Origin of the sequence: Cohnella abietis (assembly GCF_004295585.1) — a bacterium.
Lineage (GTDB): Bacteria > Bacillota > Bacilli > Paenibacillales > Paenibacillaceae > Cohnella > Cohnella abietis.
In genome coordinates, this window is the sequence record NZ_AP019400.1 from 4,631,897 (window position 1) to 4,644,930 (window position 13,034).

Below are 13,034 nucleotides of genomic sequence, written 5' to 3' on the forward strand. Positions count from 1 at the left end.
ACTATTTCTAGCTTGCTCCAGACGAGCCTGTCTTCAGTAAAAAAAGCTCAAGTCCTATTGTTTTTTCAATACGACCGGTTTTCATCGCATAGTCTAGATCAGCAAGATCGGAAAGCATCGTCGCCAGACGTTCCTGGCTGAATTTGCGCGCCTGCTCGGCTGTAATTTTGACTGCATATGGGTGAAGCCCTATCTGTGTGGCCATTTGTTGAGGAGTGTAGCCTTGACTTCCAAGCTCCTTAACATAAAGCATGTTACGGAACTGACGTACAAGGAGCGCCATCAGCTTAATCGGCTCCTCACGTTGCTTAAGCAAATCATAATAAAGCGTAATGGCGGCCGCAGTTCTGAGCGCAGCTAATTCCTCTGTTAATTTGAATACATTTTGCTCGGTTGCCATCGGCACGAGCTCTTGAACAGATTGTGCAGTTACTGTCCCTCCCTGACCCGCATGCAAGCAAAGCTTATCCGCCTCCGCAGCCAATGCATGCAAATCCGTACCCACCCGACGCAGAAGCTCCTCTGCAGCTGAGCTGCCCATTGTACGACCTTGATTGCTTGCACGCTTATTCAGCCATTGCAGCAGCTCTTCAGACTGCAATGGCGTGAACGCAATGATGGAATCATTTGTTTTAGCGGTTTTGACAAGCTTCTTACGTTCATCCAGCTTTTCGTGACCCACTAGGAAAATAAGAATAGTCGTTTCGGATGGCTGCCCCATATAAGTAAGCAGTCTCTCTGGATGATGTTCGATACGACTGGATTCTTTTCCCGAGGCGAACAATACACTATCCCTGACGAGTATAACTTTGCTTGGCACAAGAAACGGAAGAGTTTCTGCTTCTTCTATAATGACATCAAGTGATGTTTCACCAGTATCAAAACGAACGATAGCCATTTCCCGGTGGTCAGGTTCAACTACCTGCTCCAGCAATCGCTCTATAAATTCATTCATCAAATAAGATTCTGTTCCGTAGCAGACGTATATCGGGGATATGCTGCCTTGCTTAATTAAACGAAAAGCTTGTTTAGCGTCCATGTTAAAATCCCCCAACCCTATGTAGACATTGTAGTTTGTTTCATTGTACAACAAACAACAAAGAGATCACACCTTTAGGAAGATGTAATCCCTTTGCGCTCGGACATCTATATCAACGTTCGCCGGCCGGCCCATGGTGCCGTGCGCGAACGACCGCTACGTCGCCCGAAGACGAACGTCAACTCCATCTGTACACTATATGCAACAGCTCGCAAATGGTGAGGATAGGTTAGCGTGATGTTTCTTTAACATTAATTGTATCAAACTGCCACTGGGTTTGATTTCCGTTGGCATCCGTGAAAGTGAAATAAAGAATCGTGCTATCCTCATTCCAGTTCAGAAAGCTTATCTTACCCTCACGAGCCTCGGAATTAAACACCTGGCTATCATCAGCAGTATTGTACACCTGATACGTTCCTGCTCCTTCAACCGCAACAGCTCTCCACTTCTCATCTGGTGAAAACGATAGTGCGGCTGGGATGGACATCAGCATTGAAGGTTCCTTAGGAATATCCGCTTTAGGAATATCTGCCTTAGGGTTCTCAGTTAAAATCGCTCCAAATTGATCCTTAGCATTGAGCCCTTGTTTACCCATATCCGTAGAATCTTTTTCCTGCGGTGCGGTTAAACTTGGCTCAACTTTGCTTACCGAAGATTTATCTGGCACAGTAGACTTGTCATCAAATTGCTCCAATGCCATCGATCTGGAAGCTGATTCCTTGTTGGTTTCAATTTCTGCTCCCTTCATCCTAGACATCGAGTCTGATAATAAACCTGCTTCATTCCCAGAAGAAGAAGCTACAGAAGAAAATGGGGATGGTGCAGCGGCTTCATTATGACTGCCACTCCCACCTGAAATCCATTGGCTTGGATTGCTAAATATCAATAGCCCCGCAACTACGCCAGCAGCGACCACACCCGATATTTTACCAAATAAATGCCGAGACGGACGATGTGACCTTGCAGAAGAAGGCTTATCGTTTGAGCTATCCTCATTAAGTCGGGAATCACTTGTCGAATCTGCAGCATGAAGTCGTTCCAATTCGGGAAGTATGGCATCTACAAGACTGAACTTGGGTACTACCCGCGGCAGCTGCTCCAATTCATTGGACAGCCTTTGCAGCCTTGTTAGCATGGCGGCGCAATCCGGGCATTGACCAACATGATCCATCATGAGCGACGTTTCTTGTTGATCTAAATCACTATCAATGTGACGCTGCATGAGTTCCATCACCTCTTGGCAAATCATCCCCGGACACCACCTTTCTGATAGTCATGAAGAAGAATCTGTAATTGTTGCCGGGCTCTAAATAAGTACGATTTAACAGTATTAAGTGGCAAATTCAAAGAGTCGGCAATTTCATTGTACGAAAAATCCTGCAAATACCGGAGCACGACAACCGTTCGATGATGCTCTGGGAGCTTGCCGATCGCTTCACGTATTTCCTCGGCAGCGTATGCGGAAAGAACCTCGGTTTCAACATTATCCCCCGCATGGAAAACCATATCGTGCTCATCGATGGATACGGAAGGCTTTTTGCGCCGAAATTTGTCAATACATATGTTTGTTACAATTCGTTGTACCCAGGTGCGAAATTGAGCTTTTTCCTCGTAAGAATCAATTTTTGTATAAATACGGATGAGTGCATCCTGAGATGCATCCAGGGCATCTTGCTCGTTATTTAATAAATAATAAGCCGTACGATATACTTGATTCTCAATTTCGCGGAGTAGCGTAACGAGAGCTTCCCGGTCGCCCGCTTGTGCGGCTTTGATCAGAGCCGGCTCCACCACAGAAGATCCTCCTCCCCTGCACCTTCACAGACGTTAGTGTCTGAATAAAGGTTGCAATCCCCCCTAGGGAATTTCAGGTAATTTTATCTTTAATACTTTCAGTCTAGCAAAAATGTACGAAAAGGCATAATGTTTTATCTTGGATATATGAAACCGAATGGCACCTTATACCGTCTAATAGGTTGGAATTAAATGATCATACATTCATTCTTTCACTTGCGCAACATTCTTCTTTCCATTGCTCCATTCGGGCGAACTAAATATTGAATTTCCCCATTTAAATCTGTACGAAAAATGTTTGTACCCGAAGCCGTTAAACGTTCCATAACTGCTGGATAAGGGTGACCATAGCTATTGTTAAGTCCGACCGAAATAATCGTATCCTGTGGGTTCCAGTAGTCTACCCACTCGTTAGTCGTAGACGTTTTACTACCGTGATGTCCTGCCTTTAATACATCTACCCGCCGCACTGTCGTCGCGTTCAGGTTATTTTTAATTAATTCAGCTTCAACGATTTCCCGTTCTCCCTCAGCCTCCAAATCTCCAGAAAGCAGGAAGCTTCTCCCGTATACAGTAACAAGTAAAACAACGCTGCGGGCATTCTGATTGCCCCAAAGCATAATATCATTCGTCGATCCCGCCTGTGCAACTGTAGGATACAAAACTTTTATTTTAGTTGATGAGTCTATCTCCCACTCCATTGGTTCATGAACGGAATAAATAGAGGTGTTTTTGTTCAGTGCTAGTTGAAATAATGATAGAACTACCGGCGAGTTCTTTATCGTCCCATTAAACAATAGCGTACGAATAGGAATATTTTCAATAACCGCCTTTGCGCCCCCAATATGATCAGCATCTAAGTGAGTCAAAACTAAAGCATCCAGCTTGCCGATTCCACGCTTGTTCAACAACGGAACAAGTAATTTGCGCCCCACCTCATAAGGATCGCTGCGGTTTTTCCATTCTTCATTTTTCTTCCGGAAGCTGATCGTACCACCTGTATCTATTAAGACAAGCTTGCCTTGCCCAGTACGAATCAGGATACTATCCCCTTGGCCGACATTAATAAAAGAAACGGTCGCATTGCGATTCAACCATGCAGGCTGATATCCCCATAGCAGCCAAGCTGCAACAATGACTGCAATCCCCGCACCTTTAAGAGCCTTTGTCAGCTTACTCGTGCTTTGCCACCCGACAGATTCAATTATTAAAGGCACGGTGTCCTGTTCCTTTGTATGCTCCACCACTCCTACTTTCGTGTGCTTCTTCCACCATTCCCGTTCCTTCACTGAGGCTAATCTTCTTTTTAACAATTTTATTCCCAAGCCCATGAGCAAATATGCAATGACAATCCACATTAAGGAAACTTGCTGCCATGCCGTTCTCAAACCAAGATAACCATTCAACCATTCCACTAAAAAGAAGGTCAAATTGTTACCTGCTGTAGCTAGCTTAGCCGGAATAATTCCTAATGGAAGCCAAATGCTACCCAATGCGATAGATGCCATCCCAAGCGGCAAAACGATAAGGCTAATAAAAGGAACAAGCACAAAGTTCGCCGGCAAGGACATCAAATTAAAAGTGTGAAAATAATAAGCCGTAAGCGGAAAAGAAACCACTTGTGCAGTCAATGTAACAGCTACCGGTCCTCGGAGCCATTTCCATGGAATGGGCAAAGATGCGGTTACCGTAGGAACGAAAAGAATTAAGCCAGCCGTCACAATAAAAGAAAGCTGAAAGCCAATTTCTTCAATAAGTGAGGGATTCCATATTAGCATGATTAATGCTGCTGCAAGCAATAGGTGTAACCCATCCTTCAATGCATGACGACGTGCTAACCAAAGCGCAATCATAGCCATTAAGCAAGCTCTAACGGCCGAAGGAGAGCCTCCGGTAATCATCATGTAAAACGGTAACATAGCGATTGTCACATCTAATGTTCGTTCCCGTGTCATTTTTAACAATGCGCCAAGCTGCAACAGGAGGTATACAACAACACCTACATGAAGCCCAGAAATGGCCAATATATGTGTAAGCCCAAGCCTAGCAAAATAATCGAATTGTTCAGGATCAAGGTCTGAGCGAATACCGACAACAAGACCCTTCATGTAACCCGAATCACCAGTAGGATATAGGCGATCCATCAACCCTCCAATCAAATCCCTCATCCGATCAAGCTCTCTCATTGGTTTAATTGTAAGCGGGACAGGCTTATCCAAGAGAGAAACGCTATCCGTACCTTTAATTGACATCTGCCAGTAGATGCCATGCTTATTCAAAAACTCTCGATAATCGAACGCTCCGAAATTACCCGTTTGATCTGGAAGCTCCATATTCCCAGTCAGTCGGACCCAATCTCCTTGGTGCCAGCTTGCTGCGACCTCCTGCTGTGCCTGTTCAATTAACTTGATTCTGACTATTACTGTATCTGTCAATTTCTCCATTTTGTCAGTGGCTGCAAGTTGCATCCCATATGCCTTAAGCTTAAATGTAGCCAAGTCGCCATCCACTTCAATTACCGAGCTTATATAGCCTTCTAGAATAGCTTCTGCTCCTATAGTAGCGTCCATATTCTCAATATCCGTTGTTTTGTGAAGCTCCACCCATTGCCGTTCAGCGCTAGCTAATATCAATGCTAGTATACAAACGAGCGCAAGCCTCGGACTTAATTTACCCGCTGCACCAAGGCCTACGAGAAGAAGGATTAGAGCACCTAGCACTAGGATAGCACGCAGTCCCTGACATAAAGACAATATAGAAACTCCCGCTATCCAGCAGCATGAAACTGCAGCGAGGGGCCTTCTGTTCATATATCCCGCACCTCTCTCCAACATACGACAAAGAAAAGAACCCCTTCACCGACATCATATCGGTAAAGAGGTTCTTCCTCTAGCTACGTATTCTTATCCTATTTCAATGCGACTAAGATCCATCCTGCACTTCTGTATCCGCTGGAGGAACATAATTGTCTAGCTGCCTGAATAGCAAGCCTCTTTGCTCCATAAGGGAGGTTACTTTGCCATCATCCTTGGAATAGGGCCTATAATATACAATCTCCACAATGCCGCTGTTAGCAAGCATATTCGCGCAAGTCCAGCAAGGCTGATCTGTCACATACACGACTGAGCCCTCGCGATCCACACGGTCTGTGAAAAGCAGAAGATTCTGTTCAGCATGAATAGTACGGATACACCTTTGCTTCTTAATCATCTCAGTCGAGGCTGAGCCAGCTATCGCCGGCTCAAATTCCTCTACAATCATACAACCGGCTTCTGAGCAGTCCTGCACGCCCATTGGCGCCCCGTTGTATGCCGTACCAAGAAGCTTCTTCCCTTGCACGAGCACTGTCCCTACATGACGACGGGGACAGCGAGAGCGCGTAGAAACCATAAAAGCAATGTCCATAAAATACGTATCCCAGTCTTTACGCAGGGATGTCATTTGTTACAACCTCCGCCTACGCTAACAGTGCCGATTAATTCTGGCTTGCAGCGAATGCTTGATCTAGATCATTAAGGATATCCTTAATACCTTCTGTTCCAACGGATAAACGAATCATTCCCGGCTGAACGCCAGCTGAGATCTGTTCCGACTCGCTAAGCTGCTGATGCGTCGTGCTCGCTGGGTGAATAATTAATGATTTGGAATCGCCAACGTTTGCCAAATGTGAGAATAGCTTAACGGAGTTGATAACCTTTTTACCCGCTTCAATACCGCCTTTAATTCCAAACGTCAGGATTGCTCCTTGTCCATTAGGCAAATAACGTTGACCTAACTCATAGGAAGGGTGGCTTTCCAGACCGGCATAGCTAACCCATTCTACTGCAGGGTGAGTCTCAAGGAACTTAGCAACAGCTAATGCATTGCTGCTGTGACGTTCCATGCGAAGGTGAAGGGTTTCCAAGCCCTGTAAGAACATAAAGGAGTTAAATGGAGCAAGTGCTGCACCCATATCGCGAAGAAGCTGAACGCGCATTTTGATAATATACGCAACTGGTCCAACTGCATCTGTATAAACAACACCGTTGTAGCTTGGATCTGGCTCAGTTAGGCCAGGGAATTTGCCGCTAGCTTTCCAATCGAACTTTCCGCCATCAACGACGATACCACCGATAGAAGTACCATGACCGCCAATAAACTTCGTTGCCGAGTGAAGAACAATATCCGCACCGTGCTCCAATGGACGGCATAGGAACGGAGTTGCAAATGTGCTGTCGATGATAAGCGGAATTCCATTGTCATGAGCGACTGCTGCAACAGCTGCGATATCGAGGATGTCGCCTTTAGGATTACCAATTGTTTCTGCAAAAACCGCTTTAGTTTTCGGTGTAATGGCTTTGCGGAAATTTTCAGGATCTGAAGGATCAACGAACTTCACAGTAATACCTAGCTTAGCTAAAGTAATCGAGAACAGATTATAAGTACCGCCATACAGACTTGCTGCAGAAACGATCTCATCTCCTGCGCCCGCAATATTAAGGATGGAGTATGTAATAGCTGCTTGACCGGAGCCAACTGCAAGCGCTGCTGCGCCACCCTCCAAAGCTGCTACGCGTTGTTCAAATACATCTGAAGTTGGGTTCATAATACGAGTATAGATATTTCCAAACTCTTTAAGTCCAAACAAGTTAGCGGCGTGATCAGTGTCACGGAATCCGTAAGATGTTGTTTGATAAATAGGAACAGCACGCGACATTGTCGTTGGATCGATCTGTTGTCCAGCATGTACAGCAAGGGTTTCTAATGAGTAATCGTTACTAATTTTAATCAGCCTCCTGATAGGTAAATAAATGAATTCCTTTTCATTTTCTCACATTTTTGCTGAATGTAAAAGTCATGATGGATTTTGTTTTTAATTCGATTTTTGTATTTTAATAAATGCGGACATTTTGTCAAAAACTTTCGGCCCAATTCCTTTCACTTCAAGCAGCTGCTCCTTCCGACTAAAACCATTAAGCTTCTCTCGATATGCAATAATAGCCTTTGCCTTGGATGGTCCGATTCCTGGCAAAGTTTCCAGCTGGGATTGGTTCGCTTGGTTTATATCCAGCAGATTAGAGCTTGTTTGCGATACTTCAGCTGCCGGTTGTCCATTAGAGATTGGAGCTGCTGGTGCTTCAGCTTCCGTTGTGCCCTCTGCAGCAGGCTTCAGTAATTCCTGACCTGGCTGACTGGCTGAAGGCGCAGCTTCCTTCACAGGCTCGGCATCCTTTTTAACAACCTCCTCCTTCACTACAGAGTCCCTTTCAGGCGAAGCTTTTGACTCCGAGGATAAGCTCTCTACTGCTGCCCTTAAAGGCTGGTTCACGGTTGTCCACTCAGGCATAGCCGCTTTCGTTGAACCGTGAAATAATGCGTAAACTAGAAGTCCTCCTCCTGTTATTAGTAATGCTGTGACCAAATAACTCTTTGTACTTGGAAATACTTTTTTGATTTTGTCTATAATCATCTCTGATTCCTCCTGTATCTTTTGGCTTTTCAAAATTAAAACGGTATGACGACCAAGCAATGGTTCATATAATGGGGGAAGTAGATTAATGGCTTGGGAGGGACAATGGATGAAAATCGGCTTTATCGGTGCGGGCAGCATGGGAAGCTTATTAGTGGGTGCCTTCATACGCGCAGGAGCAATACGCCCGGACGATATTACTGTCAGCTCCCGAACGTCTTCAAAGTTATCCAGCCTTGCAGAACAGTATCCTGGTCTACAAATTGCTAGCAATAACAAGCAAACGGCAAGCTGGGCTGACTATTTATTTTTGTGTATAAAGCCAATGGACTTCCACAAGGTGCTCAACGAAATATCACCTGTTCTTAAGTCAAACCAAATTGTAATTTCCATTACTAGTCCTGTAAAAATTGCTTCTCTTGAAGAGCTCATTCCTAGTAAAATTGCTAAAATCATACCAAGCGTAGTCAACGCCGTCGGAAGCGGTGCCTCCTTATTTATGTGGGGAACACGATTAACTACAGAGGATAAGACGGCATTGTGGGAATTGTTCTCTACTATTAGCAAGCCCATAGAAATATTGGAGGAAGAAGTTCGAGTCGCATCCGATTTGTCTAGCTGTGGCCCTGCCTTCCTTGCTAATCTCTTAGAGCAATTTATCGAAGCTGCTGTGGTGTCCACAGGAATGGAAAGGGAGACAGCGACAGCACTAGCCTGTGAAATGATGCTAGGAACGGCAAGGCTTATGGTGGAGTATCCCTGCTCCCCAGAAGAGCTACAGGCAAGGGTGTCCGTACCTGGAGGCATAACCGCAGTTGCTTTAGAGGTGCTGCAAAACTCCACTCAAGGCGCGTTCTTGCAGGTGCTCCACACCACACACGAAAAATTCGCGGAGGACCTGGACCGGGTCGATTCCTCCTTGTTCCCAAGAGAGTGCATATAGGCGGCGAATGCCACCTATGTGCACTCTGGACATGCGCGTTTCGGATAATTACGTTTCTCCTATGTATATTCCATCCTTCAGCTAAAAAATAAGCAAGCACCTTCGCAGCGGACAGGCCCCCTTTTAGCATCTCAAGCATCCCCACTCCTCCTCTTCCATTAACAATTTCAAAATAGGTTTAAAAGAACAAAACGCCGCCCGCTCCAAATATGGAGACAAGCGACGTGTTCTTCACGCAGCGAAATATGAAGTTAACTAAGTTTATTTTTAGTTAGCAACGATGTTAACTAGCTTACCTTTAACCGCAATAATTTTGCGGATTGTCTTGCCCTTGATAAGCTCCTTCACCTTCTCAGATTCGAGCGCAAGTGCTTGCATGCCCGCTTCGTCGAGGTCAGCAGGAATCTTCAGACGGTCTGCTATTTTGCCAGTGACCTGAACGACGATCTCAACCTCGGAATCGACCGTAAGAGCTACATCGAACTGAGGCCATGCGACGTAAGACACAGAACCCTCGAAGCCTAGCTTCTCCCACAGCTCTTCCGCGATATGTGGCGCAAGCGGCGACAGCATTTGAACCAAATGCACCATCGCTTCCTTCGGCAAGGTTTCCGCTTTGTAAGCTTCATTAACAAATATCATCATTTGGCTAATGGCTGTGTTGAATCGCAATGCCTCATAATCCTCGCCAACCTTTTTAAGGCTCTTATGCCATGTACGACGGAATGCATCATCGCCTGCAACATCCTGAATTTTGCTATTCAGGCTGCCGCTATCGTCAACGAACAATCTCCATACACGGGAAAGGAAACGATATACGCCTTCTACTCCGTTCGTATTCCATGGCTTCGTTGCTTCCAAAGGTCCCATGAACATTTCGTATACACGAAGTGTATCTGCGCCGAACTCTCCTACGATATCGTCCGGATTAATAACGTTTCCACGGGATTTGGACATTTTTTCATTGTTCATGCCTAAGATCATGCCTTGGTTAACAAGCTTGTGGAAAGGCTCCTTCGTATTCACGACGCCGATATCATATAGAACCTTGTGCCAGAACCGAGCATAGAGCAAATGAAGCACCGCATGCTCAGCACCACCAATATATAAGTCAACCGGCAGCCACTCACGCTGCTTCTCTGCTGAACAAATTTCTTCCGTATTATGGGGATCGATAAAGCGCAAATAGTACCAGCAGCTTCCCGCCCATTGTGGCATCGTATTCGTTTCCCGACGCGCAGGACGACCGTTACGAGGATCTATTACATTAACCCAATCCGTAACATTAGCTAACGGAGACTCTCCCGTACCTGAAGGTTGAATGGCTTCTACGTCAGGCAGCAACAGCGGAAGATCCTCCTCCGGAATTGTATCCATCGTGCCATCCTCATAGTGCAATACTGGGATAGGCTCACCCCAATAACGTTGGCGGCTAAACAACCAGTCACGTAAGCGGTAGGTGACCTTACCTTTTCCTTTACCATCTTTCTCCAAGCGTGCGATCATCGTAGCTATCGCTTCTACTGTTCCAAGCCCGTTCAAGAAGTCGGAATTGACCAGCTTGCCATCACCTGTGTAAGCTGCTTCAGTAACATTGCCGCCTTCAACAACTTCAATTATTGGCAAGTCAAACTTCTTGGCGAACTCCCAATCCCGCTCATCGTGTGCTGGCACAGCCATAATTGCACCGGTACCATATCCACCAAGCACATAGTCTGCAATCCAGATCGGAACCTTTGCACCATTCACCGGATTAATAGCATAAGCACCAGTGAAAACTCCGCTCTTGTCCTTTGCCAAATCGGTGCGCTCTAGATCGCTTTTGCGAGAAGCCTGATCTACATAGGCCTCAACAGCGGACTTCTGATCAGCGGAAGCAATAACGCCCACCAATTCATGCTCCGGCGCAAGAACGCAATAAGTAGCACCGAATAAAGTATCCGGACGGGTTGTGAACACCGTTAATGCCGCTTCATGCCCGTCAATAGCGAACTCAACCTCAGCCCCAGTAGACTTGCCGATCCAGTTGCGCTGCATATCCTTAATGCTTTCCGACCAGTCCAGCTCTTCCAAGTCCTCAAGCAATCTTTCTGCGTATTCCGTAATCTTAAGCATCCACTGACGCATCGGTCTGCGAATAACAGGATGGTTCCCTCGCTCGCTTAAGCCGTCAATAACTTCCTCATTAGCAAGCACCGTGCCAAGGGCAGGACACCAGTTAACTGGCACTTCAGCAACATATGCTAGGCCCTTCTTGTACAGCTGGATAAAAATCCACTGTGTCCATTTATAATAATCCGGATCCGTCGTGCTTATTTCCCGATCCCAATCGTAAGAAAAACCAAGAGATTTAATCTGACGACGGAAATTATCGATGTTTTCTACCGTAATTTCCCGAGGATGACGACCTGTTTGCAGCGCATACTGCTCAGCAGGCAATCCGAATGCATCCCAGCCCATCGGGTGTAAGACGTTATATCCCTTCATACGCTTGTAGCGGCTTACGATATCCGTTGCTGTATAGCCTTCTGGGTGACCTACATGTAAGCCCGCCCCTGACGGATAAGGAAACATATCTAAAGCATAAAACTTAGGCTTCCCTGCTTCTTCCTTCGTACGGAATGTTTCGTTCTCATCCCAGAATTTCTGCCACTTTGGTTCGATCTTAAGCGGCTGATAGCCTTGCACGTTTTCTTGCGACATGTGAATTAACTCCCTTAGGTTCATATCAACTTATTCTCAGCTGAGCTGGTATACAAACAAAAAACTCCCGCCCCTAGCGTTGTCGCTAGGGACGAGAGGATTATTTCCCGTGGTACCACCCTAGTTGACGGCTATCCTGCTTGGATGTCCGCCCACTTGTGCCTCGTAACGAGAGGTGAACGCCTAACCTATTCGAATCGCCGCAATACAGGCAAATCCGATCAGCTCGGAGGCTCCAAGGTAAGTTCATTGTCTACGCTAACCGGCTTGCACCTACCGCCGGCTCTCTGGATAACGTGTAACAACTACTGCTCCTTATCACAGCCAAAGTATGCCATGATTATAGCCAAAATACGCAAATGATGTCAAGCAGAGCACAAATGACAGCTAACCGCATTTGACAACTCAGTCTATCGCGTAGATATTCCTTTCCAGAATAAATCAACAATTGCAATGGATAGCTCATGACCAGAATAGGCTGTCTCTCCGATATGCTCCCTATTCCCAATCATCATAAGCGCACTAAATGCGTGAGATAACAGCATCGGATTACCCTCTACGATAAGCCCCTCATCCATTCCCTGACGGAAGGATGCAGCTAACACTTCATGAATCGAATGCTCCGCCTTGCGGATATCATCCCGTTGCTCCTCTGTGAGAGATGGCATAGCTTCACGCATTAGGCTCTCGAATTCCACGTGTGTTTTTGACATTTTGGCGATAGCAATATGCTCCAGCCTTGTCCGGATATCGTCGTGAGAATTAATTATTCTAAGAGTAACCAAAGAAATTCGCTTCATCATCTCCGTCACAGATGCGGTGAAGAGGACCGCTTTATTCGTAAAATAATAATATACGGAAGCCTTAGTTACTCCTGCTCGTTCAGCGATCATATTAATGGATACAGGCTCATATCCTAGCTCCATGAATAAGGACGAGGCTGTATTCAACACTTTATCGCGCATCGAGGGCTGATCCGCACCGTTCTTAGGTCTGCCTGGAGATCGTTTAGAATGCGGTGTCGTCATATGAATCCCCACCTTGTTCGTTTATACAAAATCATATTGCATAATTAACCTTCCGGTATATATAATTAAATTCAACAT

Annotated in this window: 10 protein-coding genes and 1 other annotated feature; of the genes, 1 reads left to right on the forward strand and 9 read right to left on the reverse strand. The window is 45.8% G+C overall.

The features are described 5' to 3' along the window. Nucleotides 1-7 precede the first annotated feature (7 nt). From holA to KCTCHS21_RS20470, 7 genes are all read right to left on the reverse strand, one after another. Nucleotides 8-1,039 (reverse strand): DNA polymerase III subunit delta, encoded by a 1,032-nt coding sequence (gene holA / locus KCTCHS21_RS20440; RefSeq protein ID WP_130612623.1) that lies wholly within the window; start codon nt 1,037-1,039, stop codon nt 8-10. 229 nt (nt 1,040-1,268) lie between these two features. Next, nucleotides 1,269-2,288, reverse strand: coding sequence for an anti-sigma factor family protein (locus KCTCHS21_RS20445; RefSeq protein ID WP_130612626.1), 1,020 nt, complete (start codon nt 2,286-2,288; stop codon nt 1,269-1,271). Beyond that, nucleotides 2,285-2,833 (reverse strand): RNA polymerase sigma factor, encoded by a 549-nt coding sequence (locus tag KCTCHS21_RS20450; RefSeq protein ID WP_130612629.1) that lies wholly within the window; start codon nt 2,831-2,833, stop codon nt 2,285-2,287. Before KCTCHS21_RS20450 ends, KCTCHS21_RS20445 begins: the two co-directional genes overlap by 4 nt. 212 nt (nt 2,834-3,045) lie before the next feature. Further along, entirely contained in the window at nt 3,046-5,586 is a 2,541-nt protein-coding gene (locus tag KCTCHS21_RS20455) for a DNA internalization-related competence protein ComEC/Rec2 (protein ID WP_157994085.1), read from the reverse strand. Between the two features lie 169 nt (nt 5,587-5,755). Next, nucleotides 5,756-6,274, reverse strand: coding sequence for a deoxycytidylate deaminase (locus KCTCHS21_RS20460; protein WP_130612635.1), 519 nt, complete (start codon nt 6,272-6,274; stop codon nt 5,756-5,758). Nucleotides 6,275-6,308: 34 nt separating this feature from the next. Further along, on the reverse strand, nt 6,309-7,601 hold the full coding sequence (locus tag KCTCHS21_RS20465) for a homocysteine synthase (protein ID WP_408621815.1): 1,293 nt from the start codon (nt 7,599-7,601) through the stop codon (nt 6,309-6,311). Between the two features lie 84 nt (nt 7,602-7,685). Further along, nucleotides 7,686-8,282, reverse strand: a complete 597-nt coding sequence (locus KCTCHS21_RS20470) for a ComEA family DNA-binding protein (protein WP_130612641.1) — start codon at nt 8,280-8,282, stop codon at nt 7,686-7,688. Between the two features lie 109 nt (nt 8,283-8,391). On the opposite strand from KCTCHS21_RS20470, the gene comER reads away from it, so the two are divergent. Then, nucleotides 8,392-9,225 (forward strand): late competence protein ComER, encoded by an 834-nt coding sequence (gene comER, locus KCTCHS21_RS20475; RefSeq protein WP_130612644.1) that lies wholly within the window; start codon nt 8,392-8,394, stop codon nt 9,223-9,225. Nucleotides 9,226-9,492: 267 nt separating this feature from the next. On the opposite strand, the gene leuS is transcribed toward comER, so the two are convergent. Beyond that, on the reverse strand, nt 9,493-11,928 hold the full coding sequence (gene leuS / locus KCTCHS21_RS20480; RefSeq protein ID WP_130612647.1) for a leucine--tRNA ligase: 2,436 nt from the start codon (nt 11,926-11,928) through the stop codon (nt 9,493-9,495). Nucleotides 11,929-12,012: 84 nt separating this feature from the next. After that, nucleotides 12,013-12,259: a binding site (T-box leader), on the reverse strand. Between the two features lie 79 nt (nt 12,260-12,338). Next, nucleotides 12,339-12,956, reverse strand: a complete 618-nt coding sequence (locus KCTCHS21_RS20485; RefSeq protein WP_130612649.1) for a TetR/AcrR family transcriptional regulator — start codon at nt 12,954-12,956, stop codon at nt 12,339-12,341. Nucleotides 12,957-13,034: the final 78 nt, after the last annotated feature.

What these genes read in the sequence shown, in the direction of transcription:
- holA (WP_130612623.1), bottom strand. Translation starts at nt 1,039, where the DNA reads ATGGACGCTAAACAAGCTTTTCGTTTAATTAAGCAAGGCAGCATATCC.
- KCTCHS21_RS20445 (WP_130612626.1), bottom strand. Translation starts at nt 2,288, where the DNA reads ATGATTTGCCAAGAGGTGATGGAACTCATGCAGCGTCACATTGATAGT.
- KCTCHS21_RS20460 (WP_130612635.1), bottom strand. Translation starts at nt 6,274, where the DNA reads ATGACATCCCTGCGTAAAGACTGGGATACGTATTTTATGGACATTGCT.
- KCTCHS21_RS20470 (WP_130612641.1), bottom strand. Translation starts at nt 8,282, where the DNA reads ATGATTATAGACAAAATCAAAAAAGTATTTCCAAGTACAAAGAGTTAT.
- comER (WP_130612644.1), top strand. Translation starts at nt 8,392, where the DNA reads ATGAAAATCGGCTTTATCGGTGCGGGCAGCATGGGAAGCTTATTAGTG.
- leuS (WP_130612647.1), bottom strand. Translation starts at nt 11,928, where the DNA reads ATGTCGCAAGAAAACGTGCAAGGCTATCAGCCGCTTAAGATCGAACCA.
- KCTCHS21_RS20485 (WP_130612649.1), bottom strand. Translation starts at nt 12,956, where the DNA reads ATGACGACACCGCATTCTAAACGATCTCCAGGCAGACCTAAGAACGGT.